Raw genomic sequence first — 24,393 nt, forward strand, 5'->3', positions numbered from 1 at the left:
GCTTCCGACGTCTGAAGGATCTGATGGCGCGATGTGCGGCGATCGGTTCAGGCGACGGGAGGCGCGCGAGCGCTGGCGAGGGTTCCGGGGGGAGCGCGGGCGGGCGCGGCAACCGTCATCCGCCAGACGAGCTGGACGGCAAGACGCGGCGGCCAGGCGATCGAGGCCATCGCGGGCAGCGGCGGGGGCGAGGCAGCGACGGGTTGTGCAGCCGTACAGCAACATCCATGCTGGTGAGCGGGCGTGTGCGGCGCAGCAGGATCGCCGCTTCCGGCTCCGTCGGCCTTGTCGAGGCAATGCACGTCGAAGGGCAGGCCGGCGGCAGACGCCATCGGCAGCGGTGCGAGCCCGCCGAGGAAGGTCTGCATCACCAAGGCGTAGAGCGCCAGGACGGCCGTCAGCCTGCGCAGAGAGCGCACGCCTCCTCCGGTCCAGGCTTCAGCCATCGTCATCACCGCTTCTCTAGACCGGCGAACGGCGCCCCGCCAGATCGCCTAAGAACCGTCGCACCGGACTGTTGCGCGCACGCCGCAATCGACGCGGCAATCAAATCGACGTGTGCCAGCACACGGCCAAGGCGTGAAGCGCCACAATATGGCCCGGTCATCATGCGTTCTTAACGCTAGCCCGACATCAAGGGCGGCAGGCGATTTCCGGCGCGTATCGAGTCAGGCCGGCTCCGTATCTCCGCCCTCTCAACCGGATCAGAGCATTGGATCGATGCTGAACCAGGTCATCACCTCACGCCCCGCCCACCGCCTCGCCAGCGCCCTGCTGGCCGGCTCAGCGCTGCTGCTCCCGCTCCTCTCGCCTGCCTCGGCACGCGAGGATGTCGGCCAGGCCGAGTGGGCCCAGGACTACGCGGCGCCGCAGACAATGCAGGTTCGCCGCTCCTCGACACCGATCCTCTCGCCCCAGACCATCGCGGCAACCGAGCAGGTCATCGAGAAGTATCGCGCGATCGTCTCGCGCGGCGGCTGGCAGCCCGTCTCCGGCGCGGGCGGCCTGCGGATCGGCTCGCGCGGCCCGGCCGTCGGCGCCCTGCGTCAGCGCCTGATCGCCACGGGCGACCTCGACGCCCAGGCCGGCAGCGGCGGCATCTACGATTCCTACGTCGCGGCCGGCGTGAAGCGCTTCCAGGCCCGCCACGGCCTCAGCCAGACCGGCCAGATGAGCCCGGCGACGCAGGCCGCGATGAACGTCTCCGCCGACATCCGCCTGCGCCAGCTCGAGACCAACCTGATCCGTCTGCGTTCTTATTCGGGCGATCTCGGCCGCCGCTTCGTCATCACCAACCTGCCCGCCGCCCTCGTCCAGACGGTCGAGAACGGTCAGGTCGTGACGATCCACGCCGCCGGCGTCGGCAAGATCGACCGCCAGTCGCCGATCATGAATACCAAGGCGACGCAGATCAATTTCAACCCCTTCTGGACGGTCCCGGCTTCCATCGTGAAGAAGGACCTCATCCCCAAGATGCAGAAGGATCCGAACTACCTCACCGACAACAAGATCCGCATCTTCCGCGGCGAGACCGAGATCTCACCACGCTCGGTGAACTGGAACTCTGACGAGGGCACGCATTACCGCTACCGTCAGGATTCGGGCGCCGACTTCAACTCGATGGGCGTCGTGCGCATCAACATTCCGAACCCCTACGGCGTGTTCATGCACGACACGAACTCGCGCGGCGTGTTCGGCGACGACTTCCGCTTCATCTCCTCGGGCTGCGTGCGCCTGCAGAACGTGCGCGAGTACATCACCTGGCTGCTCAAGGACACGCCCGGTTGGGACCGCGCCCATGTCGAGCAGGCCGTGGAGAGCGGCCAGCGCATCGACGCGACGCTGACCCAGCCCGTGCCGGTCTACTGGACCTACATCACCGCCTGGGCGACGCCGGACGGCACCGTCCAGTTCCGCGACGACATCTACAAGCGCGACGGCGTGAACGTGCCCTCGACCATCGAGGCACCGACCCCGGTGGCGAGCGCCGCCTCGACCCAGCCCGAGCGTTTCGAACAGTTCGACGAAGAGAACTGATCTTTTCGGCATCGGCAGCGAGGCTCCTCAAGCCTCGCGCAGACGACACTGAAAGACCCGCTCCTCTCGAACAGAGGTGCGGGTCTTTCCTCATTTGGTTTGCGAGAGAGAACACCGTCTTGGCACCCATCGTGGCGATCGGCCTCCACCTCGCCGCGCTCCTCGGCGGCGCGGCCTTCGTGCTTCAGCAGGCGGCCAACGCGAATCTCAGGGGGGCCCTCGGCTCGCCGTTCTGGGCGGGGCTCACGAACTTCCTGGCCGGCGGACTGGTGCTGAGCATCGTCCTGATCGCCATCCGGGAGCCTCTGCCGTCCCTCCAGGTCGTGACCAGGGCGCCGTGGTTCACGTGGATCGGCGGCTGCCTCGGCGCGCTCTACATCATCGGCATCATCTTCCTGCTGCCGAGGCTCGGCGCTGCGACCGTGGTCGCCCTATTCATGGTCGGGCAGATCCTGACCTCACTCACCTTCGATCATTTCGGCCTGCTCGGTGCGCCGATCCGGGAGGTCGGGCTGCCGCGCCTGCTCGGCGCCATCCTGATGGTCGCCGGGGTCGGGCTGATCTGCGCCTTCTGAGACCACGACACGGCCGGCCCGATCGGCCGGCCGTGTCACGTCGCTGGCGTCAGCTGAGCGACTTCAGTTCCCCCCTGGCGACCCCGACGAGGGTACGGATCGCGAGGCCGGCAATCACCACCGTAGCGAGTGCGAGGGTCGCCAGCGCGATCCCGTCGAGAACGGGGTGGCCGGCATGCCCGGCGTAGCGGATCGCCGCCCCGGCCGTTGCCGCGAGGGGGAAGCTGACCGCCCACCAAGAGAGGCGGAACGGGCAGGCGAAGGGCAGGTCGCGCAGCTGGCGCAGCAGGACCGCCAGGATGAAGAGCGACAGCAGGACCAGCGCCTCCGCGAAGGTGTCGATCTGGCCCGTGGTGGCGACGTAGCTCGTGAAGCCCACCGAGAAGGGCGCGATCAGGATCATCAGCGTCGGCCGCAGAGCTTCCGGCATTGGCTCCTCGAAGAGCAGGCGGGAGAAGATCAGCGTGAAGAGCGGCACCGCGAAGAACAGGCCGACGCTGAACGCGAACAGGCTGATCCCGTGCGTCATCGGCAGGTCGAGGGAGGGAGCGGCGAGCGGCACGTCGAGCAGGCCGACCACCGGCACGATCCAGGCTGGCGTCGCGTGGGCGACCTGTTGGCGGCTGCTCATCCAGCGGCTGACGATGTGCCAGGCGAACAGCATCATCAGCACGGTGCCGATGATCCAGAGGCCGTCAGCGAGCGGGGCGCTGTAGCGGACCAGCACGATCGGCAGCAGCAGAAGGCTGATAATCGCCGTGCCGAACAGGCTGCTCGCGATCGGATGCTTGAACTCTGCGGCGACCGCATCCGGTGCCGTCACCGCCTTCACGCCGTAGGCACCGGTGAGCGCGACGAAGGCCAGGACGGCGAGCCAGCCGATTGCGTCGCTGATCAGGGGCGAGACGCCGTGGCGTGAGGATGCGAGGTGCCACGCCACGCTCAACCCGGTCAGTCCCATGACGGAACCGAACAGGCTGACAGGAAGGTAGGCGAGATAACGCCGACGCGACGCTGCGACGTTATCGGCAGGAGAAAGAGGAATCGTAGTCATCGGCTGAAATCCCGCACGAGAGAGGATCGTTGATCGATGAGGTATGCCAGGACGGCTCGTGCCGCGATGGCCGCACGGCGCATCCTCATGTCCGCGCGGATCAATCACTGATATCGCTCAGGCGAGGCGCGAGACATCGAGGACGTCGCATGGAGCAAAAGCCGGAGGAGGGGGCCCCGGATGCGCTGACCGGGCTCGCGCCGATGCTGAGGGTACGGCCGGAGTTGCAGGACCTCTGCTGGTACAGCCATGCTTGGCATTCTGCGCATCCCCCGGAGGCCGCCGGCTGGGCGCCGTTCCACATCGTCGCCGAGGGTCGTTGCCTGATGGAGCGTGCGGGCGAGGCGCCGGTGCTGCTCGGGGCCGGGGACATCGCCGTGCTGCCGCAGGGGGACGCGCACACCGTGCGCGGCGTGTCCGACAGGGTGGTGGAGACGTCCAGGACAGTCGAGACGCACGGAGCAGTCCGCCTCGTCCGCAACGGCGAGGGCAAGCCGGAGACCGAATTGATCTGCGGACGCCTGCGCTTCGAGCAGGCGTCGTCGAGCCCCATCCTTGCGCTGCTGCCGCCTCTCGTGGTGATGCATGCGGACGAGGAAACCGCCTTGCGGCTGCGCGCGCTCGTGGCGACGATCCGCGACGAGCTCAGCCACGCCGCGGCGGGCTCGGGCGCCATCGCTACTGATCTGGCGAGCGCGTTGCTGCTCATGGTACTGCGTGCACATCTGGAACGCAGGATGACGGGAAGCGGTCTGCTGCGCCTCCTCTCCGATCCGATCACGGCGCGCGCCTCCGCGGCGCTACTGGGAGATCCCCGTCGGGACTGGTCGCTCGACGAGATCGCGAGCGCCGCCCATGTCTCCCGTGCGACCTTGGTGCGGAGCTTCCGGAGGGTCGCAGGCACCGCTCCCCTAACCTTCCTCGCCGGGCTGCGCCTCGGTCTGGCGCATCAGCGCCTGGAAACCAGCAGCGACCCGCTGGCCCGCATCGCCGCCGAGGTCGGATACGAGTCCGAGAGCGCCTTCAGCCGCGCCTTCCAGCGCCAGTTCGGAGTGAGGCCAGGCGCCGTCCGGGGCATGGCTCGGACAACTACGGAAGCGGGTGTCGAGGAAGGAAAAACCCGAGCTGTGGGAGGCTCATGAGGCCTTCATCGTCAAAAAATTTCAGGGTCGCGGCAAATTCAGCTGTGGTTGGCGTGCATCATACCTGCGTGTACTAACTGCAGCCTGAGACGCCCCCTGTGAACGCCCACGGGTCGACGGGTGCGCGACACCCCCAAAGAACAAGCAACGAGGCCAGTTTCATGAGCGCCGGTACAGCAGCCGCCAACGACGCCACCAGCCGCTTCTTCTCCGCCCACGTCACGGAGACCGATCCCGAACTCGCCAAGGCCCTCGAGCAGGAGCTCGGCCGCCAGCGGCATGAGATCGAGCTGATCGCCTCGGAGAACATCGTCTCCCGCGCGGTGCTCGAGGCCCAGGGCTCGGTGCTCACCAACAAGTACGCCGAGGGCTATCCGGGCCGCCGCTACTATGGCGGTTGCCAGTATGTCGACGTGGCCGAGAACCTCGCCATCGACCGGGCCAAGCGCCTGTTCAATTGCGGCTTCGCCAACGTGCAGCCGAATTCCGGCTCGCAGGCGAACCAGGGCGTGTTCATGGCGCTCATGCAGCCGGGCGACACCTTCCTGGGCCTCGACCTCGCCGCCGGCGGCCACCTCACCCACGGCGCCCCTCCGAACGTATCGGGCAAGTGGTTCAAGCCGGTCTCCTACGGCGTGCGCCGCGAGGACCAGCGCATCGACATGGATCAGGTCCAGAAGCTCGCCGAGGAGCACAAGCCGAAGGTGATCATCGCCGGCGGCTCAGGCTATCCGCGCCACTGGGACTTCGCGCGGTTCCGTGAGATTGCCGATTCCGTCGGCGCCTACTTCTTCGTCGACATGGCCCACTTCGCCGGCCTCGTCGCCGCGGGCCTGCATCCGTCGCCGTTCCCGCATGCGCATGTCGCCACCACGACGACCCACAAGACCCTGCGCGGCCCACGCGGCGGCATGATCCTCACGAACGACGAGGCGCTCGCCAAGAAGTTCAATTCGGCGATCTTCCCCGGCCTGCAGGGCGGCCCGCTCATGCACGTCATCGCCGGCAAGGCTGTGGCCTTCGGCGAGGCGCTCAAGCCCGAGTTCAAGGTCTACGCGCAGCAGGTGATCGAGAACGCCAAGGCTCTGGCCGAGACCCTGATCGCAGGCGGCTACCACATCACCTCGGGCGGCACCGACAACCACCTGATGCTCGTCGACCTCACCGGCAAGAACCTCACCGGCAAGGCCGCCGAGGCTGCGCTCTCGCGGGCCGACATCACCTGCAACAAGAACGGCATCCCGTTCGACCCGCAGAAGCCGACCATCACATCGGGCATCCGTCTCGGTACCCCGGCTTCGACCTCGCGCGGATTCGGCGTCGCCGAGTTCAAGCAGGTCGGTGGCTTCATCGTCGAGGTGCTCGACGGCCTCGTCGAGAAGGGCGAGGGCGGTGATGCCGCGATCGAGGCCAAGGTGAAGGAGCAGGTGCACGCCCTCACGGCGCGTTTCCCGATCTACTAGTCGCGCGGGCGCCCTTTCGGCGCCTTCGCCACCACGCTAGAAACGGCCGCGGATCGATGTCCGCGGCCGTTTTCTGTTCCGGCGCCAGCGAGGTTTTTTGAGCCGATGCGCTGTCCCTATTGCGGCGGCCCCGATACGCAGGTGAAGGACTCGCGCCCGAGCGAGGATTCCGCCGCCATCCGCCGCCGCCGCGTCTGCCCGGATTGCGGTGGGCGCTTCACCACTTTCGAGCGGGTACAATTGCGCGAGCTCATGGTGCTCAAGCGCTCAGGCAAGCGCGTGCCCTTCGACCGCGACAAGCTGGAACGCTCCATCGACATCGCCCTGCGCAAGCGCCCGGTCGATCCCGAGCGCGTCGAGCGGCTGATCTCCGGCATCACTCGGCAGTTCGAGAGCGGCGGCGAGAACGAAGTGACGAGCGAGGCCATCGGCGAGGCGGTCATGGAGGGGCTCAAGGGCCTCGACGACGTCGCCTACGTACGCTTCGCCTCGGTCTACAAGAACTTCGCCGAACCGCAGGACTTCAAGGACCTGCTCGGCACGCTCGCCGGCGACGCGACGCTGCCCTTCGGCGAAGCGCCCGAGAAATCCGGAGCGCCGCGCAAGCGCGGCCGGACGGCGAAATCCGGCGCGTGAGCGAGCAGGCGGCGGCCGATCAGCGCTTCATGCGGCTCGCGCTGGCCCTGGGCCGGCGCAATCTCGGCCGGACCTGGCCGAACCCCTCCGTCGGCGCGGTGGTCGTCAAGGACGGCGTCATCGTCGGGCAGGGCGTGACCGCGCCCGGCGGACGCCCCCATGGCGAGCCCGTGGCCCTGGCCATGGCCGGTGACCTCACCCGTGGCGCGACGCTCTATGTCGGCCTCGAGCCCTGCTCGCATCACGGCCGCACGCCGCCCTGCACGGACGCGATCACGGCGGCCGGAATCACGCGCGTCGTCTCCGCGATCGAGGATCCCGATCCGCGTGTCGCTGGCCGAGGCCATGCACTGCTGCGCGAGGCGGGCATTGCGGTCGAGACTGGCCTGCTGCGGGACGACGCTGTCCGCGACCATCGCGGCCATATCAGCCGCATCACGCGTGGGCGGCCGAGCCTGCACCTGAAGCTCGCCCGGACCCAGGACGGGTTCGCAGCCCATGCCGGCAACGATCGGCTGCGCATCACCGGGCCGCTCGCCGACGGCGCAGTGCACCTTTGGCGCGCCCATGCCGACGCGATCCTCGTCGGGATCGGCACGGTAAGGGCCGACGATCCCGCCCTAACCGTCCGCCTGCCAGGGCTCGCCGAGCGCTCGCCTCTTCGCGTGGTACTCGATTCGGATCTGCGGCTGAATTCGGCCTATCGGCTTGTTCGCGGCGCTCGCGAGGTGCCAACGCTGGCGATCAGCACACGCAACGCCCCGGCTCATGCCAAGCGGATGCTCGCGTCCTTCGGCGTCGAGGTGGTCTGCGTCGATGCCGGGCCGGACGGCCGTGTCGACCTGCATGCCGCGATGAGCGCTCTCGCCGAGCGCGGAATCACCCGGCTCTGCAGCGAGGGCGGCCCGAGCCTCGCCGATGCGCTCGGTGCGGCCGACCTCGTCGACGTCCTCACCGTCTTCACCGGTCCGACAGCGATTGGCGCGGGCGGCGGCCTACCCGCGATCGGTCCGCATCTGGACAACGCGCTCGCCACGGGCCACCTGCGCGAGGCCGAATCCCTGATGCTGGGACCGGACCATGCCGTTACCTACGAGCGGAGCAACTGAACCGTGTTCACCGGCCTGATCAGTGACGTCGGCCGAATCGTCTCCGTCGAAGGCGACGACCGGCTGCGGCGCCTCGTCATCGACTCCGCCTACGATCCAGCGACGATCGCGCTCGGCGCCTCCATCGCCTGTTCCGGTCCCTGTCTGACCGCGGTGGCGATCGAGCCGCACGGCTCGGGCTGCCGGTTCTCGGTGGATGCCGCCGCCGAGACGCTGGCGCGCACCACGCTCGGCACCTGGATCGAGGGTCGTCGGATCAACCTGGAACGCTCGCTCAAGATCGGCGACGAACTCGGCGGGCACCTCGTAACCGGCCATGTCGACGGGATCGCCGAGATCGTCTCGCGCGAGGAAGTGACCGGCAGCGACGGTCCGTGGGGCGCAAGCACGCGCTTCACCTTGCGCGCTCCAAGCGCGCTCGCACCGTTCATCGCCGAAAAGGGTTCGGTCTGCCTCGACGGCACCTCGCTCACCGTCAACACGGTGGAGGGCGATCTCTTCTCGATCTTGCTGATCCCGCACTCGCTTTCCGTGACCACCTGGGGCGAACGCCGCGCGGCCGAACAGGTCAACCTCGAGGTCGACCTCATCGCCCGCTATGCCGCGCGGCTCACGGAGGCTCGCGGCTCGCTCGGCCTCTGAAGCGAGTCAGCGTTCGACGAAGCCGCTTGGCGTGGCTTCGTGCGGCAGCGACCATCCGAAATAGACCTCGACCGCGACGAGCCGGCCGCTACAGATCGTCAGAATCTCGGTGTTGCGGAACGCCTTGCCCGTATGGGTCCACGCTTCATAAGTCACGAAGACGCGCTCCCCGTCGGCCACGAGGTGGACGAAGCGGAAGCCTGCGAAGTGCGTATGGTTCGGCCAGCAACGCTCAAAATAGGTCTTCCGGTCGAGTGCGTTATCGACCGGGCTGGTGAAAGAGAAGTCGTCTCCAATCACCGCCTCGATCGCAGCGCGGTCGCCATCGGCGTAGGCCTGGTAGCAGCGCCGGGCGACCGCGATCCGGTCTTCGTCCATGGCGATCAGCCCCCGAGGACATCGGCGAAATCCGACATCTCGTAGAACGGCCGGATCTCGATCTCGCTCGGTCCGGGCATCGGGTTGGGGCAGCGCTTCACCCAGGCCACCGCCTCGTCCATGTCCTTGATTTCCCAGATCCAGAAGCCGGCGACGAGCTCCTTTGTCTCGGCGAAGGGGCCATCGATGACGGTGCGATCGGCGCCGTCGAAGGCCACACGCTTGCCCTTGGACGAGGGCTTCAAGCCGTCGGCCGTGACGAGGATGCCGGCTGCTTTGAGCTCCTCGTTATAAGCCCCCATCGCCGCCAACATTTCCTTGGCGGGCAGCTGGCCCGCCTCGCTGTCCGTCGTCGCCTTGACCAGAACCATCACGCGCATCGGTGCCTCCTACGTCCCGCCGAGACCATGCCGGCCTCACTTCGAAGACGCACGGACGAGCGGCGAGCCGACAGTCACCCGAATTTTTTCGATGCCGCGTCCTCGGCTTGACGGAATCGGGCCGAGCGGCCGAGGCTACACGTCGCCGACGAGGGGGAAGCCGGTGATCACGCTCTACACTTTCGGACCGAATTTCGGGCTGCCCGACCCGAGCCCCTTCGTGATGAAGGCGCTGCTTCTCCTGAAGATGGCTGGCCTGCCCTTCACCAGCGACCACCGAGGCTTTCGCAAGGCACCGAAAGGCAAGCTGCCCTACCTGCGCGATGGCGATACCGTGGTGGCCGATTCGACCATAATCCGCTGGCACCTGGAGCAGGCGCACGGCATCGATTTCGATGCGGGCTACGGGCCGGCCGAGAAGGCGGTGGGCTGGGCTGTCGAGAAGATGCTCGAGGAGCAGCTCTATTGGGCCGTGGTTCACGCGCGATGGTGCGACGACGCTAATTTCGAGCGCGGACCGGCGGCCTTCTTCGCGGCCGTGCCAGCTCCGGTTCGGCCACTCGTCAAGGCCGCGATCCGCCGGAAGGTGCTCCGTGATCTGCACGGACACGGCCTGGGCCGACATGCCAAATCCGAGATCGAGGCGATGGGCATGCGCTCGATCGGGGCGCTCGCCGACATCCTCGGTGACAAGCCGTACCTCCTGGGCGCGACACCCTCGGGCTCAGACGCGACGGCTTGCGCCTTCATCGCCAGCTTGCTCTGCCCGGTCTTCGAGACGCCGCTGCGCGACGCGACGGTGGCACGGGCCAACCTAGTCGCTTACGAGCGGCGCATGCGCGCGCAGTACTTTGCTGAGGCGGCGTGAGGCGCGAGCACATCAGCCTCGCATCCTCTGCCTTGCCGCTCCGGCCCGTTCCGGGCTAACGCTCGCGGCGCCCGAACACCGCGACAGTCCGGTGACGGCCCGCGAGGATGCGCCGCTTCTCCCTTCGGATCACGGTTCCATGGTCTCTCACAGCCGCGAGGCACCCGCGCCGATCGATGCCGCCGGTGCTCGCGTCCTCATCATCGAGGCACGCTTCTACGATGACGTCGCCGACGCCCTGCTCGACGGCGCTCGTCGGACCCTCGACGAGGCCGGCGCCGAGACGACACTCGTTACCGTTCCGGGTGCGCTGGAGTTGCCGGCTGCCATCGCGATCCTGGTGGATTCCGCAAAGCGGGCCGAACTGCCTTACGACGCGGTGGTGGCGCTGGGCTGTGTGATCCGCGGCGAGACCAGCCATTACGACACCGTCTCCAACGAGAGCGCGCGCGGCCTGATGGATTTGTCGGTTGCCGAACGACTGCCACTCGGCAACGGCATTCTCACGGTCGAGAACCACGAGCAGGCCATGGCCCGTGCCAAGCCAGACGAGATGGACAAGGGCGGCGGCGCGGCCCGCGCCGCGCTCACCGTCCTTGCCCTGAAGCGCCAGGCCGCGGAGCAGGCACGATGAGCCACGCCCCGCAGCAGAAAAAGGATCCGCAGGCCAAGTCCGAGCGCAGCGGCGCGCGGCTCGCCGTGGTTCAGGCCCTCTATGAGATGGAGATCTCGGGCAAGGGTACCATTGAGGCGCTGGCGGAGTTCGAAGCCTTCTGGATCGGTAGCGAGGTCGAGGGCATTACTCATCCGCCGGCCGATGCCAGCTTCTTTCGCGACATCCTGCGCGGCACCGTCGACCAGCAGCGCGCCATCGATCCGGTGCTCGACAAGGCGCTCGTGAAAGGGTGGCCCCTGAAGCGCATCGAGGCCGTGCTGCGCGCCATCCTGCGTGCCGGTGCCTACGAGCTGATGTTCCGCCGTGACGTTCCGGCCCGCTCGGCCATCACCGAATACGTCGACGTCGCCCACAGCTTCTACGAGGGCGACGAGCCCGGCCTCGTCAACGGCGTCCTCGACCGCGTCGCCCGCGACGTCCGCGCCGAGGAGCTGGCCCTCCCGGCCGGCCAGAAGGGGTGAGTGACGGGCGGCCCGGCGAGGAGGCGCTGATCGCGCGCTACTTCGCGCCGCTGGCTGGCCACGGAGCCGAAGGCCTGCGCGACGACGCGGCGAGCCTCACGCCGAGCCCCGCCCATGACCTCGTCGTCACGGTCGACGCCATCGTCGCTGGCATCCACTATTTCCCCAACGACCCGGCGGCCTCCATCGCCCGTAAGGTGCTCGGCGTGAATTGCTCGGATCTCGCCGCCAAGGGCGCGACCCCGCGTGGGTTCCTTCTCACTCTGGCGCTACCCGACGACTGGACCGAAGCTTGGCTTTCTGCCTTCGCGGACGGCCTGCGTGAGGCGAGCGAGGCTTTCGGCTGCCCGCTGCTCGGCGGCGACACCACGAGGGCAGGAGGCGCCATGCTGCTCTCGGTGACGGCCTTCGGCGAAGTACCGACCGGGACGATGGTGCGACGGCAGGGGGCGCGACCCGGTGACCGGCTCTGCGTCAGCGGCACGATCGGCGATGCGGCGCTCGGGCTCGTGGTTCAGGGAGCGCAGGCGCCTGCGCTCGATCCGAAGAGCAAGGCGGCGCTGATCGACCGCTATCGTCATCCGCAACCGCGCCTCGCGCTGGCTCCAGCCCTGCGCCGGCACGCTCGCGCGGCTATGGACGTCTCCGACGGCCTCGCCGGCGACCTCGCAAAGATGCTGGGGGGAGGGGTGACGGCCCGCGTCCGGATCGCCGACGTGCCGCTGTCACCGGCCGCCCGGCAGGCGCTTCGCGTCGACCCGGCGCTGCTCTCCACCGCACTCACCGGCGGCGACGATTACGAAGTGCTCTGCGCGGTGCCGCCCGATGCCTTCGACAGCTTCCTGGCCGAGGCACGTGAGGCCGGCGTCGTGGTGGCGGAGATCGGCGCCGTCGAAGCCGGGGAGGGGCCTGCATCGTTCGTGCGCGAGGATGGCTCCGTGCAGACGTTCGAGCGCGGCTCGTTCAGCCACTTCTGACCTAGTGTCCGCCCTCCTCTGGGCCGGCCCGAACAATCTTGTAGTGGATCGGCTTGAAGCTGCCGCCATTCGATTGCAGCGCCGAGCAGGCCGTGAGGCCAATGATCAGGTCGGTCTCGGCCTCGAACACGATGCGGTCCCCGGCCCGGCTCAGCGGCGGCTCGACGGTGAAGCTGCCCGTCACGCCGTCGATCGGCACGTTCATGAAGCAGTTGAAGGCAACCGGGATGGCGTCCGGCTCAATTCCGTACGGTGCGAGTGCAGCGGCGAGGTTGCCGAAGCAGCCACGATGCGGATCGGCATCGCCGTAGATGATGCGGAATGTGTCGGCCGAGCAGGGCGTCAGCAGGAAATCGTGCCGGCCGACCGTGTCCTCGACGATCCGCAGCAGCACGTTCGATCGATTGGAATAGAGCGCATCGCCCGTCGTCAGATAGATGCGGCTCGCATAATCGAGGGTGCGGCCGGACGAAATTACCTCGCCGATGTCGTGGTGATTGTACGCGAGCAGGTCGGCGACCTGCTCGCCGCACGGATCGATCACAGTCAACCGATCGCCCTTGGCCAGGGTGAAAGCCGTCCCGGAGCGGGGATGGATCTCGTGGTGGCGGCACTCAGCGCCCATCGAGAACGGCGTCCTTGGCGCGGGACTGGAACGGGCATTTCCAGGACTCATCGACGGCCCTGCCGCTGTACTGGCGCGCCTCCGAAGCCTCGCCATGGCGAGCGAGCATCGGGTTGGTCGAGCCCGCGAGCGCCTCATCGCGCTTCAGGATGGAGTTGCGCAGGGTCTCGTAGCGACCTTCTTCGCGCAGTTGCTCGAACTGAGCATGGAGGTTGAAGACGAGGGCTGGCGATGAGAACCGCCGCGCCGGCCGGCTCGCCCGCGGGTGCAGCCCGACGATGAAGAAGGCCTCGCCACCGAAGCTCAACGAAAAATGCGGATTGTCCGGGTCGCCATGCACGCGCTTGTCGAGGGGTTGGCCAAGCCAAGAATCCTTGTCGGACAAGGATTGCACGCGGACCCAAAGGTGCTCCTCGAAGGCCTCCTCCGAGAGATTGTCCGGGCCCTCGAACACTACCACGAAGCTCTGGAACAGCGTGGGATCTCTGCGGTAGCGCGCGATGAAGGCGAGTAGCGCGGGGTAGATCCGCATGTCGTCCCAACCGGAGGTGATGTCGCGGGCCACCAAGACTTTCATACGCTCCTTCGCGACCGCGGACTTGGCACCGACACACGGGAAGGGCTTGCTGCCGATGAAGGCGCGGAACGCGCGGGCGCAGGCATGGTCATGATCATTGCTGGGAAACTGCATCGAAGTCCGCTGTTAAGAAAACTGCCGCGAACGCGTGCGTTCGGGAGTCGGGAACGGCATGCAGTGAGGCCTGTTCCGGCATGGTCCGGTTTCGGACAGCTGTTATCCACCGCTGGCCGGGAACACCGAAAGCGATAGGACACGGCGAGAGCCGTCAGCCCTCCACCTCGTCGTCGTGCCAGACGATGAACGGAGCCGCCTCGGCCGTGTGCCTGAAGTGATCGAGGGCACGCTCGACCACTTCAGCCGGATACGTCCAGGAGGCCGGATACTGGTCGCGCTGGCCGTTCGACAGCGTGTAGTCGATCAGCGCATTGGCCGGTCCGTCATAGGCGGGATTGCGGGAGCTCAGCCCTGCATCGCCTGGCCCGCGCTGGAACATCAACCAGCCCCTGCCCCCGCTGATCAGCGCGCCAATCCGCTCGCCGCCGGGGCCTTCGAGCCAGACTTCGCGAGATGGCAGTTCGGCCAAGGGCTCGGCTCGCGGGGTAGATCAGCGGCCGGAATTCACCCAACGCACGATATCAGTCAGCACACGACCGAGCGCCGCGTCGAGCGCCGTCGCGGCATTGCCGGCATCGACCGCGGCAACCGGGATGCGCGCCGAGAAAACGCGCGCATTGACCACGCGGCCGCTGCCTTCGGCGATCATCTTGACGGAAATGTCGACCACGGCCTCGCGAGAGCCAGCGGCGACGTCGAACTCGCGGATCTCGCTGACGAGTTGGTAATCTGAGACCACCTTGTCGCCCGGCCGCGTCACCGAGCGCAGCCGGCCGGAATTCTCGAGGCTCTGGATCAGGCGCGTCTGGATCAGGCGCGGCAGACGGTCCGACCACTGCCCGCCCCCGAGGAAGGACAACGAGCCGTTGGGCTCGCGTACCAGGATTCGGTCGGCTTCGAGGGTCTGCAACCCGATCGGCTCGGCGACGACGATCGAGCGCGATGAACCGGCAGCGCGGGCATTGCCGGGCACGGCAGCAAGGTCGAAGGTCAGAGGCGTCGCCCCGCCGCCACATCCGGCGAGGCCCGAGGCCAGCACGGCAACCAGCGCGAGTCCGGCCGCGCGCAGCCGCATCGGGCCACGGCGGAATGCCGAGAACGCGAAGGTCGTGGCCGTCGTCATGGGCGAGATCGTCCACCTTTCCGGGCCGGGAAGCAGCCTGCCAGCATCAAACTACGGCAAAGCTTCGATTGTGCCGGTGCGACGCGGCACATTGGGCTACACAGGCCGCATTCAGCGGCCACCGTTGTATTCCGGCAACGACGGTTTGCCGCCGAAGATCACCTGAGACGGATCGCGCTCCAGGCTCTTGGCGGCCCGGTTCAGGGTGTTCAGCGTCCGCTGGCCGTCGGTCGCCAGCGCCTCGACCTCACGACGGCTCGACCCGCTGAGACGCGTCACGCTCGACGAGATGTTGGCCGTACGCTTGTCGAGATTTTCCGACAGCAACCGGAAGGCCTTGCCCGCATCGCGCACCGAGATCGCGGCCTCGCGAATTTCGGCGAAGGTCGAAGAGCCCTGCTCGCCCGAGGCCGAGCCGAGGAAGCCCTGAGCGCCCTTGAGCACGGCATCGATCTGGTCGGACGCCGAGTTGAGCTTGGCCATCATCGCGCGGGCATCGGTGAGGCCAGCCTCGATGTTCGGGCTGGAATTGGCCAGCGCGGTCGAGAAGCGGTCGACGTTGTCGATGACGCGGTTGAGCTTCTCGCCGTCAATCGCCTTGACCAGCGTACCGATAGCCGGACCGGCATCGGCCAGAGCCTTCGAGAAGGTGTCGACATTGGCCAGCGTGCGGTTGATGGCGCCCTCATTGCTCGAGATCACCTTGTCGAGGCGTGAGAGCATGTCGTCGGCCCGCTGCGCGATCTGGCGGGCGGCGGTCATCATGTCCTGGATGTCGCCGGAATCGGCGAAGATCGTCGGGATCGAATCGTCGGCAGCCGGCTTCAGGACCGGCGCATCGGCGCTGCCGCCCGAGAGCGAGATCTGCGAGACACCGGTCAGCATCGCCGAGTCGAGGCGGGCGCGGGTGTCGGCGCGGAGCGGCGTCGAGGGCAGCACCTCGACGAGGGCGACGACCCGGCGCGGATCCTGCGGCAGCAGGCGCACGTCCGTCGCCTCGCCGACCTTGATGCCGTTGAACGACACGGTCGAGCCTTTAGCGAGGCCGCCGACGCTTCCCGAGAAAACGATGCGCAGGGCCTGGTTCGCCGCGCTGCGTGAGCCGCCGTTCAGCCAGAACGCGAAGCCGAAGCCGGCGAGCACGATCGCGATGGTGAAGGCGCCGATCAGCGCGTAGTTGGCACGGGTCTCCATCGGTCAGGCCTTCTCGCGATGAGCGGCATAGCTTCGGTGCGCCATCGCACACGGGACGGCGTTGGGCACACGCTCAGGCATGAGCCACGCTCCCGGTCGGCACGCTCGGCCGCGGCGCGATCGCGCGGGCGCGCTTTCCGTGGAAATACGAGCGCAGCCAGGGATGGTCGCTGGCGAGCATCGCCTCGATCGGCCCCTCGGCGATGATCTTGCCGTCGCCGAGGGCCGCGATGCGGTCGCAGGCGGTGTAGAGGCTGTCGAGGTCGTGGGTGACCATGAAGACGGTCAGCCCGAGCGTCTGCTTCAGCGTCGCGACGAGTTCGTCGAACTCGCCGGCGCCGATCGGGTCGAGGCCGGAAGTGGGCTCGTCGAGGAAGAGGATCTCGGGATCGAGCGCCAGCGAGCGGGCCAAGGCCGCGCGCTTGATCATGCCGCCCGAGAGTTCCGACGGATACTTGTCCGCGGCATCGGGCTTCAGGCCGACCATCTCGATCTTGAGGCGCGCGAACTCGTCGAGCAGGCGCTCGGACAGGTCCAGGTGCTCGCGCATCGGCATCTGGATGTTCTGCTTCACCGTGAGCCCGGAGAAGAGGGCGCCCTGCTGGAAAAGCACGCCCCAGCGCTTCTCGAGCTCACGGCGGCGGGCCAGCGTCAGCCCGTCGACGTCCTCACCGAAAATCTCGATGGTGCCCGAGCGCTTCTGGATCAGGCCGAGGATGGTCCGGGTGAGCACCGACTTGCCCTGCCCCGAGGGGCCGACGAAGCCCAAAATCTCGCCGCGCCAGATGTCGAGGTCGAGCCCCTTCATCACGTTGCGCGCGCCGAAGCCCACCACGAGCTCGCGCACGCGGATGATGGCGTCCCGGCCCGGCTGGCGAGGCGATGAGGTCACGCTGTGTCCCGGTTGAGGGTCTGCGCGCAAGGCGCTGATCCCACTCAGAATTCGATCGCGGCGAAGAACACCGCGAATAAACCATCAAGCACGATGACCATGAAGATAGACTTGACGACTGAGGCGGTGACGTGGCGGCCAAGCGACTCCGCCGAGCCCTCCACAGCGAAGCCTTCGATCGTCGCGATGATGCCGATGGTCAGCGCCATGAACGGCGCCTTGAGCAGGCCGACCCAGAGGTGATGGTCCGACACCGCGTTCTGCAGGCGCGACAGGAAGCCCTCGGAGGTCAGCCCGCCATAGATCATCGCCGTGACGCCGCCGCCCGAAAGCGCCGCGAGATTGGCAATGAAGGCGAGCATCGGCAGGCCGATCATCAGCGCCAAGATCCTGGGAACAATCAGGATTTCGATCGGATCGAGGCCCATGACGCGCAGCGCGTCAACCTCTTCCCGCATGCGCATCGACCCAATTTCGGCGGTGAAAGCGGAGCCGGAACGACCCGCCACCATGATCGACGTCAGGAGCACTCCGAGTTCGCGCAGAACGAGGATGCCGATGAGGTTCACGACGAAGCTCTGGGCGCCGAAGCGCTGGAGCTGGATGATGCCCTGCTGCGCGACGATGCCGCCGACGAGGAAGGAGATGAGGGCGATGATGGGCACGCCGCGATAGGCGATGGCCTCGAGCTGGTTCACCAGGGCGGTGAAGCGGAAGCTGGAGGGGCGGGCGGCGACGCGGCCGATGGCGGCCACGACCTCGCCCAAAAACGAAACGCCAGCAAGCACTTCGCGCCCGCCGACGACGACGCTGCGCCCCACCCCGTCGAGCATCCCGTAGAGCCGGCCGACCCGCGGCTTGGCCGGGGTCTCGACCGGCCGCAGCGCGACCTCCCCGAGCAGAATCCTGTGCTCCGGCCGCGGGTTGGCATAGGCCATCTGCCCGCCTGCAGCCTCGATCTCGGCCCGCGTCCGCTCCAGCACCCAGGCCCCGAGCGTGTCGAGCCGGACGATCCCGGCGAGGTCGATCAGAACCGGATTCGCCTTTCCCTGCAAGGCGATGGCAGCCGCGGCGCGCTCGACGGCGGGGCCCTGGTCGGCGGTCCAGCGGCCCGTAAGCGCGATCGTGCCGCCCGCGCCGGGCGTGGCGCCGGCGCCGTCGGGATGGGCTGTGCCGGCTTCGATCAGCACGGGAAAAGGTCTCCAGAATCCGTCCCGGGGACGGGAATGCCCTGCACCTTGAGGTCAACATGGTGACCAAAGCGTGTCTTCCCCGGCAGCCGTCCCATGCTGACGGCGGTGCTCACGCACGCCACGCGCACGCCGAACATGGCGCGCATGCGCATCCGCGCGCTCATCCGGAGCATCATCCGCCGCGCCGGGCGACCCTGGCGGCGAATCCGACGAGGCAGAGCCCGGCGAAAGCCACCGGCGCCATCAGGGCGAAGGTCGTGGCCGGCCCGGCGCTCCGGTAGACCACGCCGCAGCCGAGCGTGGCCATGGACGAGCACAGCGCCGTGGCCGAGCTGACGGTGCCCTGGGCCCGGCCGCGGGCGCCGTCGGGGGCGAAGGCCGACACGGCGTTCATCGCGCCGAAATGCGTGGCGCCGAAGGTGAAGGCGTGGAGCATCTGCAGGCCGACCAGGGCGGGCAGGGAATCGCCGGCCCAGGCCATGCCGATGGCGCGCAGGATCGCGGCGGCGGCGCCGAGCGCCAGCAGCCGGAAGGGCGAGCGCCACGGCGCCGGCACCCGGCCGATTACCGCGAACAGGAGGATCTCGGCGGCGACGCCGATGGCCCAGAGCGCGCCGATCCAGGCGCCCGGCACCCCGGCCGTGCTCCAGGCGATGGAGCCGAAGGCGTAGATCGCCGCGTGGCTCGCCTGGATCAGGGCCGCCGCGGCGATGGCCAGCCACAGCTTGCGGGGCAGGCGAGGGCGCTCCGTGCCGGGGGAGACCCGGCCCGCGCCGCCCGCCACGTCCCGGCTGGCATAGGCGACGGCGGAGGCGATCAGCGCCAGCCCGGTGAGCAGCAGCGGCACGGCGAACGCCTCGCCGAGCACCCCGAGCAGCGCGCCCCCGGCGAGGTTCGCGCCCAGGAACCCGATCGAGCCGGCCATGCGGATGCGCGGATAATCCAGCCGCCTCTTCGGGCGCGCGGTCCCGGCCCGGCCCGCGCCGGCCTGCGCCGCGCTCTCCTCCTCGGCGGAGAGCCGTACGGCGGCCAGCGTCAGGTAGTCGATGCTCGCCACCATCGGCGCGGCGGCCACGGCATTGATCGCGATCAGAACCGCGAGCAGGCCCCAGCCGATGGCGGCGCCGGCCGGCATCAGCGCGTAGGTCGCGGCGAGGACGAGGCTCCCGGTGAGCAGGAGCGTGCGTGCGGAAAACCCCCGGTCGATCAGCCCCATCAGCGGCGCCGTGGCGACGATGCGGATGGCGATGGGCAGCGCCAGCAGCCCGCCGATCAGCCCGGCATCGAGATGCAGGGCGTTCAGCCAGACCGGCATGAACGGCATCGCGATGCCGATCTCGACGAAGACCACGGTGTAGAGCAGCGCCAGCCGGAAGGCGTTGGGCGCGTCGCTCGGGCCGGGCGGGGGCGGGGCAGGGGGCAAGGCAGGGACGGGGCGGCGGAGACTGGCCGGACGCATGCACGTCCCACCCGGTTTCGTCCATGCGCGGAGGGACGGCCTGCCCTCGTCACGTGCCGCGGCGCGTGGGGTTCATCGGCGCCCGAGCGCAAGAACCTCGCGCCGGGGCCTCTCGTTCGACCCGCTCCACCGAACCCGGCAGACGGGGAAGGCGCCGCAGTCCCGTTACTCGGAGGCTGCCGCGACGGGCTCGAGGATGGGATCGGCGGTGATCCCGTAGCGCACGGACACCGTCAGCAGCGTGAGGGCCGCCAGCGTACAGACGACGAGCGTCAGGATGGTACCGGCGCGCGTGCCGTGCTTGCCGGTCGTGCTGGAATTGGTGGGGACAGAACCGCGAGCAAGAAGTGTAGCCATAGCCAAAACCTCCAATGCGCCGCGAGGCGGCGAGAGCGATGAGGATTTACGCGAGGTGACACACACGCTGCGTCGCTCGAGTGCGGCGCAGTTACCGGGCGATCCGCGGCCACGCTATCGATTGAAATTTTCTTGCTGTTCAATATCCGCGAATACAGATCGCAGATTTTCATTCGCTCTCTACAATGTCTGTGATCTGCCGCACACAGGATCGCCAGTGCGGCATTTCCAAAGGGGGCGTCCCTCGGCTTCAAATTCGCGCCGAATTTGGAGCGATCGCGATTCCATTGGTGTCACCTAGGGGATTACGCTCCACCCTCCAACTTGCCGATCGGCCTACGCAAGGTACCGCGGGCATCGACACGGTTCGCCGGGGCTGCACGCGGAAAACCCGCGGTCGATCAGCGCCATCAGCGGCGCGGTAGATATCCGGTCAAATTAGCCCCCGTCGGCTCGCAAATACAAAAGTAATTTCACAACGAAATCGAAAATAATCAATTTCTCGGTCCTCACCAAGATGATAATTTGCCCAGAACAAAAACTTTTACAAACTTTACTTCGGTAAAAATGGAATTTTATACAGTTCAATATCAATATAACATGTAAAAATGACATGTCTTGCCAACTATCAAATGTTGTAATAAAAACTATAACGATCAAAAACGCTCATACTGACGTCAAATATTAAATCGCAAGAAAGGCATCATCGTGGCAGCGAAGAAGAAAAAGGAGGCGGTCTCCGTTAGTTTTCACTACCTATCAAGATCAAAAGAATCCGACAAAGGGGATGTAATACATACGGCATTTACAAGTGATAATTTCAACTTACTTGAAGATAACATGAAAAAACAAACGCCCATCGATTTTCGCGATCAAAAGAGCGTTGATCGACTGCGCTTCCGATCAGAAATTATTCTTCTAAATATTAAACGCGAGAACCCTCGAACAATAATTGGTACCTTCAAGAACCCCTATTCAGGCCACGCCTTTGAGAACACGCATAAAGGAAAAATACCTGCCGATAGTGTAAGTTTGCGCCCGTTTCACTTCCTGATCTATCTTTCTGACGAAGGACGTATTTATATTGCGTCTTAGTATCTTGGTCAGCATGGCGGTTACACAGCCCTGCAGACAACTATCCAGAAAATGCTTCCAGATTACGATGACATCAAAGCCCACACGTATAGATTGGATTCAATTAACTTAAGCAAAGCGGAAGCTAAAGAAGTCCGCATTACTTTGTCGCGCCACTCATCTTCTATTGCTAAGCCAAATGTATTTTCCCAAAGTTCGATAATTACTTTCAAGAAACATTCGCGCGACGACGGATTTGAAGGAGAAGTTTCCCAGAAGTTACTGCCATTCTTTGGAAGGACGAATTCGGATATCAAGAGAGTCGTAGCAGAGGTTGTCAACCAAAACGAGCTTATTGCTGTACAAGATACTGATATCCAGGACTGTACAATTATTGCAAAAGTAAATGGGAGCAAAAAAACTATTTATATGCTCGACAGTGGCAGTTTCGCTACAAAATTCCCACTTAACGTAACCCTCGATGCCGATGGGCATCCCGATTTCCAAGAAACTCAAAAGGAAATGCTTCGCGTTCTGGGGACAGAAATAATAGCTAAGAGCGAAAATGTTTAATATAGGGCAGATCTATAAATATAATCGTGAAACTTTTTACGATTATAATACAGGAGCTCAGCAGTCCCGCGTTTTATACGCGGGCACCATTATTTTTATTAGTTTAATATTCGCAACAGGATTTAGTGAGTTAAGCGATAATGCACTTGCCGCCATTATAACAGCGCAATCCATTCTTGCGGGATTCGGTTTTAATGTTCTCTTTTTTCTCCTATCGAACGCGAACGTTTTGCCTAGCAAGAAAGAGGGGTCAATAGAGCAAGATTTACGCAGAAACAAAATCATAGCATTGTCTGAAGAGATATTTGGTAATATTTCATATTTTAATCTTGTATCAATATCTTCTGTTTTTCTCTCTTTGCTCATTTTTATACCTAGCTTATCATCTACTACCACGGAATATTGCGTTAAATATTTGATGGACAATTTTCATGATTATTATGAACAGATTCGAAACTTGGCATTAATCGCAAAAATGGCGCTACGAGTCTTATTATTTACTATTTTATACATCCTTGTATTCGAAAGTATCTATACCTTTATAAGAACCGTAGTCCGTATTACTTTTTATTTTCGCAAAAGACTGGAATTTCTACGAACTGCAGATCAATAATTACACAAATTTACTGAATGGAGCTAGCTTCGCAGAAGTCGGCTCGCCGTCACTTGCGTAGCAGGGCTTGGTAATTGAAGCCTCTAGCATCGTGAGGTGCGGCAGCGGCAGGCTGCCCCGATCAAACAACCGCGAGCCACACCTCCCACGCCTTGGCGAAACCGTCGCACGGGTTGAATAATGTATCCCAACCGGGTCGCGGCGAAGGTCGGCCTGGAATCGGGAGTGACGCCATGAGATCGAGCCTGTCCGTGGGCCTTGCGGCCCTGGTCGCGAGCCTGGGAGCCGCGCTGCTCGCGCCGCTGCCGCTTCTCGCGCAGGAGGCGGCCCCGAAGGCGGCGGCACCCGCGCCCGCCGCGGCGCCGGCGGCCGCACCGGTCGACAAGGGCTCGGCGCTCTACGGGCGGCCGGAGGGGGCGGGGGCCTCGAAGCTTGCGCCGGTCGCCGGGCCGCCGCTGGCCACCGCCGCCGCCAAGCTGCCGCTCGACAAGCTCAAGGTGCCGGAGGGGTTCAAGGTCGAGGTCTATGCCAGCGGGCTCGCCAATGCCCGCTCCATCGTCCAGGCGCCGGACGGCACGGTCTTCGTCGGCACCCGCACCGTCGGCAAGGTCTACGCCGTGCTGCCGCAGCCCGATGCCGAGGGCCGGCGCGTGGTCAAAACCCTGTTCTCGGGGATGCACCGGCCAAACGGCGTCGCGGTGCATGACGGGGCGCTCTACGTCGCCGAGCTCTCGAAGATCACGCGCTACGACGACATCGCCAAGCACCTCGACGATCCGGGCAAGGGCACGGTGGTCTATGACGACTTGCCTAAGGACGAGGCGCATGGCTGGAAGTTCATCGCCATCGGGCCGGACAACAAGCTCTATGTGCCGGTCGGCGCGCCGGGCAACATCAACATGCCGCCCGAGACCCACGCCCAGATCCGGCGGATGGACCTCGACGGCAAGAACGCCGAGGTGATCGCCCGCGGCGTGCGCAACTCCGTGGGCTTCGACTGGAACCCGGCGACCAAGCAGCTCTGGTTCACCGACAATGGGCGCGACTGGGTCTCGGAGGACATTCCGAACGACGAGCTGAACGTGCTCACCGAGCCGGGCAAGCAGCATTTCGGCTTCCCGTTCTGCCACCAGGGCACCTTCACCGATCCGGAATACGGCTGGGGGCATTCCTGCTCCGAGTTCACGCCGCCGGCCGCGCTCCTCGGGCCGCACACCGCCTCGCTCGGGATGCGATTCAACACGGGCGGCATGTTCCCCGAGGCCTACAAGAACCAGATCTTCATCGCCCAGCACGGCTCCTGGAACCGCACGCAGAAGCTCGGCGGCGACGTGGTGGTGGCCAAGCTCGGCTCGGACGGGAAGGTGGCCTCGGTGGAGCCGTTCCTCACCGGCTTCCTGCAGGACAACAAGTACGTCGGCCGGCCGGTGGACGTGCTGTTCATCAAGGACGGCTCGATGCTGGTCTCGGACGATTTCAACGGCGCGATTTTTCGCGTGAGCGCCGGGAAATGAGGCTCGGCCTCGCAGGCCTGCTGGCGGCCTCGACGCTCCTCCTGGCGGGAGGGGCGGGGGCCGAGACGGTGGCCGAGCGGCTGCCGGCCTGCCTCGGCTGCCATGGCGAGAGCGGCACCTCCGCGACCGAGGGCGTGCCCTCGCTGGGCGGCCAGCGGGCGGACTACGTCGTGACGCAGCTCTTCCAGTTCCGCGAGGGCCAGCGCAGCGCGCCGCCGATGAACGACATGGCGAAGGGGATGTCGGACGACGACCTGCGCGGCTTCGCCGACGCCATCGCGGCCCTGCCCCCGGCCAAGGCGGCCGGGCCGGCGGCGGATGCGGCTTTGGCCGAGCGGGCCAAGGGCATTCTCGCCAAGCACCAATGCACCTCGTGCCACGGCCCCGACCTCACCGGGCAGGACGCGGTGCCGCGCATCCGGGCGCAGCGGCGCGAATACCTCGCCGCCGCGCTCACCGGCTACCGCTCCAACGCCCGGCCCGGCTACGACGCGGCGATGAACGAGGCCGCCCAGGACCTGAAGGACGACGAGATCGCCGATCTCGCCGCTTACATCTCCTCGCTCTGAATGGCTTGACGGGAGCCCGTCATCGGCTCATCCGTGCCGCCGCGGCACCGTCATGACGGTGTCGCGCCCTTCGCGCACCCCATCCCGATCATGCCCAGCGACAGTCCCAGTCGAT

General features: G+C 65.9%; 29 protein-coding genes. 16 read left to right on the plus strand and 13 right to left on the minus strand.

The annotated features are described in order from the left end of the window. Positions 1–47: 47 nt before the first annotated feature. Positions 48–452, minus strand: a complete 405-nt coding sequence (locus HCU64_RS16325; protein WP_233385164.1) for a hypothetical protein — start codon at positions 450–452, stop codon at positions 48–50. Positions 453–720: 268 nt separating this feature from the next. Here HCU64_RS16325 and HCU64_RS16330 point away from each other — a divergent pair, with 268 nt between their 5' ends. Both HCU64_RS16330 and HCU64_RS16335 read left to right on the plus strand, forming a co-directional pair. Continuing rightward, positions 721–2,037, plus strand: a complete 1,317-nt coding sequence (locus HCU64_RS16330; RefSeq protein ID WP_233385165.1) for a L,D-transpeptidase family protein — start codon at positions 721–723, stop codon at positions 2,035–2,037. A gap of 119 nt (positions 2,038–2,156) precedes the next feature. Continuing rightward, a complete protein-coding gene (locus HCU64_RS16335; protein ID WP_267922424.1) occupies positions 2,157–2,612 on the plus strand; it encodes a DMT family transporter in 456 nt (151 codons plus the stop codon). A gap of 49 nt (positions 2,613–2,661) precedes the next feature. On the opposite strand, the gene HCU64_RS16340 is transcribed toward HCU64_RS16335, so the two are convergent. Beyond that, on the minus strand, positions 2,662–3,666 hold the full coding sequence (locus HCU64_RS16340; protein ID WP_233385166.1) for an SLAC1 anion channel family protein: 1,005 nt from the start codon (positions 3,664–3,666) through the stop codon (positions 2,662–2,664). A gap of 149 nt (positions 3,667–3,815) precedes the next feature. On the opposite strand from HCU64_RS16340, the gene HCU64_RS16345 reads away from it, so the two are divergent. The 5 genes from HCU64_RS16345 to HCU64_RS16365 all read left to right on the plus strand — a co-directional run bounded on the left by HCU64_RS16345 (position 3,816) and on the right by HCU64_RS16365 (position 8,658). Further along, a complete protein-coding gene (locus HCU64_RS16345; RefSeq protein WP_233385167.1) occupies positions 3,816–4,808 on the plus strand; it encodes an AraC family transcriptional regulator in 993 nt (330 codons plus the stop codon). A gap of 161 nt (positions 4,809–4,969) precedes the next feature. After that, positions 4,970–6,271, plus strand: a complete 1,302-nt coding sequence (glyA, locus tag HCU64_RS16350; protein ID WP_233385168.1) for a serine hydroxymethyltransferase — start codon at positions 4,970–4,972, stop codon at positions 6,269–6,271. Between the two features lie 105 nt (positions 6,272–6,376). After that, entirely contained in the window at positions 6,377–6,907 is a 531-nt protein-coding gene (gene nrdR / locus HCU64_RS16355) for a transcriptional regulator NrdR (RefSeq protein WP_233385169.1), read from the plus strand. Beyond that, a complete protein-coding gene (gene ribD / locus HCU64_RS16360; protein ID WP_325169988.1) occupies positions 6,904–8,016 on the plus strand; it encodes a bifunctional diaminohydroxyphosphoribosylaminopyrimidine deaminase/5-amino-6-(5-phosphoribosylamino)uracil reductase RibD in 1,113 nt (370 codons plus the stop codon). Before nrdR ends, ribD begins: the two co-directional genes overlap by 4 nt. 3 nt (positions 8,017–8,019) lie before the next feature. Then, positions 8,020–8,658, plus strand: a complete 639-nt coding sequence (locus HCU64_RS16365) for a riboflavin synthase (RefSeq protein WP_233385171.1) — start codon at positions 8,020–8,022, stop codon at positions 8,656–8,658. A 6-nt stretch (positions 8,659–8,664) separates the two neighbouring features. Here HCU64_RS16365 and HCU64_RS16370 read toward each other — a convergent pair whose 3' ends face one another. Further along, positions 8,665–9,036, minus strand: a complete 372-nt coding sequence (locus HCU64_RS16370) for a nuclear transport factor 2 family protein (RefSeq protein ID WP_233385172.1) — start codon at positions 9,034–9,036, stop codon at positions 8,665–8,667. 5 nt (positions 9,037–9,041) lie between these two features. After that, positions 9,042–9,416, minus strand: a complete 375-nt coding sequence (locus HCU64_RS16375) for a YciI family protein (RefSeq protein WP_233385173.1) — start codon at positions 9,414–9,416, stop codon at positions 9,042–9,044. Between the two features lie 163 nt (positions 9,417–9,579). Between HCU64_RS16375 and HCU64_RS16380 the strand changes: the two genes are divergently transcribed. From HCU64_RS16380 to thiL, 4 genes are all read left to right on the plus strand, one after another. Further along, positions 9,580–10,284, plus strand: a complete 705-nt coding sequence (locus HCU64_RS16380; protein WP_233385174.1) for a glutathione S-transferase family protein — start codon at positions 9,580–9,582, stop codon at positions 10,282–10,284. Between the two features lie 139 nt (positions 10,285–10,423). After that, entirely contained in the window at positions 10,424–10,918 is a 495-nt protein-coding gene (ribH, locus tag HCU64_RS16385; protein ID WP_233385175.1) for a 6,7-dimethyl-8-ribityllumazine synthase, read from the plus strand. Next, the gene (gene nusB, locus HCU64_RS16390) at positions 10,915–11,421 is read left to right on the plus strand and encodes a transcription antitermination factor NusB (protein WP_233385176.1); all 507 of its coding nucleotides are present in this window, start codon (positions 10,915–10,917) and stop codon (positions 11,419–11,421) included. The genes ribH and nusB overlap by 4 nt, the downstream gene beginning before the upstream one ends. Further along, positions 11,418–12,398, plus strand: a complete 981-nt coding sequence (thiL, locus tag HCU64_RS16395) for a thiamine-phosphate kinase (RefSeq protein ID WP_233385177.1) — start codon at positions 11,418–11,420, stop codon at positions 12,396–12,398. Before nusB ends, thiL begins: the two co-directional genes overlap by 4 nt. Position 12,399: 1 nt before the next feature. On the opposite strand, the gene HCU64_RS16400 is transcribed toward thiL, so the two are convergent. The 9 genes from HCU64_RS16400 to HCU64_RS16440 all read right to left on the minus strand — a co-directional run bounded on the left by HCU64_RS16400 (position 12,400) and on the right by HCU64_RS16440 (position 19,935). After that, entirely contained in the window at positions 12,400–13,023 is a 624-nt protein-coding gene (locus HCU64_RS16400; protein WP_233385179.1) for a DUF1989 domain-containing protein, read from the minus strand. Further along, positions 13,013–13,714 carry a guanitoxin biosynthesis heme-dependent pre-guanitoxin N-hydroxylase GntA gene (gntA, locus tag HCU64_RS16405; protein ID WP_233385180.1) on the minus strand — a complete coding sequence of 234 codons (702 nt, stop codon included), beginning with the start codon at positions 13,712–13,714 and terminating at the stop codon, positions 13,013–13,015. The genes HCU64_RS16400 and gntA overlap by 11 nt, the downstream gene beginning before the upstream one ends. A gap of 154 nt (positions 13,715–13,868) precedes the next feature. Continuing rightward, a complete protein-coding gene (locus HCU64_RS16410; RefSeq protein WP_233385182.1) occupies positions 13,869–14,186 on the minus strand; it encodes a hypothetical protein in 318 nt (105 codons plus the stop codon). A gap of 21 nt (positions 14,187–14,207) precedes the next feature. After that, a complete protein-coding gene (locus HCU64_RS16415) occupies positions 14,208–14,792 on the minus strand; it encodes an ABC-type transport auxiliary lipoprotein family protein (RefSeq protein ID WP_233385282.1) in 585 nt (194 codons plus the stop codon). A 159-nt stretch (positions 14,793–14,951) separates the two neighbouring features. Next, the gene (locus HCU64_RS16420; protein ID WP_233385184.1) at positions 14,952–16,034 is read right to left on the minus strand and encodes an MlaD family protein; all 1,083 of its coding nucleotides are present in this window, start codon (positions 16,032–16,034) and stop codon (positions 14,952–14,954) included. A 73-nt stretch (positions 16,035–16,107) separates the two neighbouring features. After that, positions 16,108–16,842: an ABC transporter ATP-binding protein gene (locus HCU64_RS16425; RefSeq protein WP_233385283.1), complete on the minus strand. Its 735-nt coding sequence runs from the start codon at positions 16,840–16,842 to the stop codon at positions 16,108–16,110. Positions 16,843–16,970: 128 nt separating this feature from the next. Further along, positions 16,971–18,116 carry an ABC transporter permease gene (locus HCU64_RS16430; protein WP_233385185.1) on the minus strand — a complete coding sequence of 382 codons (1,146 nt, stop codon included), beginning with the start codon at positions 18,114–18,116 and terminating at the stop codon, positions 16,971–16,973. 175 nt (positions 18,117–18,291) lie between these two features. After that, positions 18,292–19,578, minus strand: a complete 1,287-nt coding sequence (locus HCU64_RS16435) for an MFS transporter (protein ID WP_233385187.1) — start codon at positions 19,576–19,578, stop codon at positions 18,292–18,294. Positions 19,579–19,743: 165 nt separating this feature from the next. After that, entirely contained in the window at positions 19,744–19,935 is a 192-nt protein-coding gene (locus HCU64_RS16440; RefSeq protein WP_233385189.1) for a hypothetical protein, read from the minus strand. A gap of 708 nt (positions 19,936–20,643) precedes the next feature. Here HCU64_RS16440 and HCU64_RS16445 point away from each other — a divergent pair. The 5 genes from HCU64_RS16445 (at position 20,644) to HCU64_RS16465 (ending at position 24,278) form a co-directional block, all read left to right on the plus strand. After that, positions 20,644–21,030 (plus strand): hypothetical protein, encoded by a 387-nt coding sequence (locus tag HCU64_RS16445; protein WP_233385191.1) that lies wholly within the window; start codon positions 20,644–20,646, stop codon positions 21,028–21,030. A gap of 51 nt (positions 21,031–21,081) precedes the next feature. Then, positions 21,082–21,582 (plus strand): hypothetical protein, encoded by a 501-nt coding sequence (locus tag HCU64_RS16450; protein ID WP_233385192.1) that lies wholly within the window; start codon positions 21,082–21,084, stop codon positions 21,580–21,582. Next, positions 21,575–22,195, plus strand: coding sequence for a hypothetical protein (locus HCU64_RS16455; RefSeq protein ID WP_233385193.1), 621 nt, complete (start codon positions 21,575–21,577; stop codon positions 22,193–22,195). Before HCU64_RS16450 ends, HCU64_RS16455 begins: the two co-directional genes overlap by 8 nt. Positions 22,196–22,428: 233 nt before the next feature. Further along, a complete protein-coding gene (locus HCU64_RS16460) occupies positions 22,429–23,709 on the plus strand; it encodes a PQQ-dependent sugar dehydrogenase (protein ID WP_233385194.1) in 1,281 nt (426 codons plus the stop codon). After that, on the plus strand, positions 23,706–24,278 hold the full coding sequence (locus HCU64_RS16465) for a c-type cytochrome (RefSeq protein ID WP_233385195.1): 573 nt from the start codon (positions 23,706–23,708) through the stop codon (positions 24,276–24,278). Before HCU64_RS16460 ends, HCU64_RS16465 begins: the two co-directional genes overlap by 4 nt. Positions 24,279–24,393: the final 115 nt, after the last annotated feature.

Source organism: Methylobacterium sp. C25 (assembly GCF_021352225.1).
Taxonomy (GTDB): Bacteria; Pseudomonadota; Alphaproteobacteria; order Rhizobiales; family Beijerinckiaceae; genus Methylobacterium.

Excerpts from the sequence above, each read along its gene's own strand:
- HCU64_RS16425 (WP_233385283.1), bottom strand. The coding sequence starts at position 16,842 with ATGAAGGGGCTCGACCTCGACATCTGGCGCGGCGAGATTTTGGGCTTC.
- HCU64_RS16345 (WP_233385167.1), top strand. The coding sequence starts at position 3,816 with ATGGAGCAAAAGCCGGAGGAGGGGGCCCCGGATGCGCTGACCGGGCTC.
- HCU64_RS16400 (WP_233385179.1), bottom strand. The coding sequence starts at position 13,023 with ATGGGCGCTGAGTGCCGCCACCACGAGATCCATCCCCGCTCCGGGACG.
- HCU64_RS16330 (WP_233385165.1), top strand. The coding sequence starts at position 721 with ATGCTGAACCAGGTCATCACCTCACGCCCCGCCCACCGCCTCGCCAGC.
- HCU64_RS16465 (WP_233385195.1), top strand. The coding sequence starts at position 23,706 with ATGAGGCTCGGCCTCGCAGGCCTGCTGGCGGCCTCGACGCTCCTCCTG.
- HCU64_RS16435 (WP_233385187.1), bottom strand. The coding sequence starts at position 19,578 with ATGCGTCCGGCCAGTCTCCGCCGCCCCGTCCCTGCCTTGCCCCCTGCC.
- HCU64_RS16450 (WP_233385192.1), top strand. The coding sequence starts at position 21,082 with ATGCTTCCAGATTACGATGACATCAAAGCCCACACGTATAGATTGGAT.
- HCU64_RS16340 (WP_233385166.1), bottom strand. The coding sequence starts at position 3,666 with ATGACTACGATTCCTCTTTCTCCTGCCGATAACGTCGCAGCGTCGCGT.
- HCU64_RS16420 (WP_233385184.1), bottom strand. The coding sequence starts at position 16,034 with ATGGAGACCCGTGCCAACTACGCGCTGATCGGCGCCTTCACCATCGCG.
- HCU64_RS16375 (WP_233385173.1), bottom strand. The coding sequence starts at position 9,416 with ATGCGCGTGATGGTTCTGGTCAAGGCGACGACGGACAGCGAGGCGGGC.
- glyA (WP_233385168.1), top strand. The coding sequence starts at position 4,970 with ATGAGCGCCGGTACAGCAGCCGCCAACGACGCCACCAGCCGCTTCTTC.
- HCU64_RS16415 (WP_233385282.1), bottom strand. The coding sequence starts at position 14,792 with ATGCGGCTGCGCGCGGCCGGACTCGCGCTGGTTGCCGTGCTGGCCTCG.
- nusB (WP_233385176.1), top strand. The coding sequence starts at position 10,915 with ATGAGCCACGCCCCGCAGCAGAAAAAGGATCCGCAGGCCAAGTCCGAG.
- HCU64_RS16455 (WP_233385193.1), top strand. The coding sequence starts at position 21,575 with ATGTTTAATATAGGGCAGATCTATAAATATAATCGTGAAACTTTTTAC.
- HCU64_RS16460 (WP_233385194.1), top strand. The coding sequence starts at position 22,429 with ATGAGATCGAGCCTGTCCGTGGGCCTTGCGGCCCTGGTCGCGAGCCTG.
- HCU64_RS16325 (WP_233385164.1), bottom strand. The coding sequence starts at position 452 with ATGACGATGGCTGAAGCCTGGACCGGAGGAGGCGTGCGCTCTCTGCGC.
- HCU64_RS16440 (WP_233385189.1), bottom strand. The coding sequence starts at position 19,935 with ATGGCTACACTTCTTGCTCGCGGTTCTGTCCCCACCAATTCCAGCACG.
- gntA (WP_233385180.1), bottom strand. The coding sequence starts at position 13,714 with ATGCAGTTTCCCAGCAATGATCATGACCATGCCTGCGCCCGCGCGTTC.
- ribH (WP_233385175.1), top strand. The coding sequence starts at position 10,424 with ATGGTCTCTCACAGCCGCGAGGCACCCGCGCCGATCGATGCCGCCGGT.
- nrdR (WP_233385169.1), top strand. The coding sequence starts at position 6,377 with ATGCGCTGTCCCTATTGCGGCGGCCCCGATACGCAGGTGAAGGACTCG.
- HCU64_RS16370 (WP_233385172.1), bottom strand. The coding sequence starts at position 9,036 with ATGGACGAAGACCGGATCGCGGTCGCCCGGCGCTGCTACCAGGCCTAC.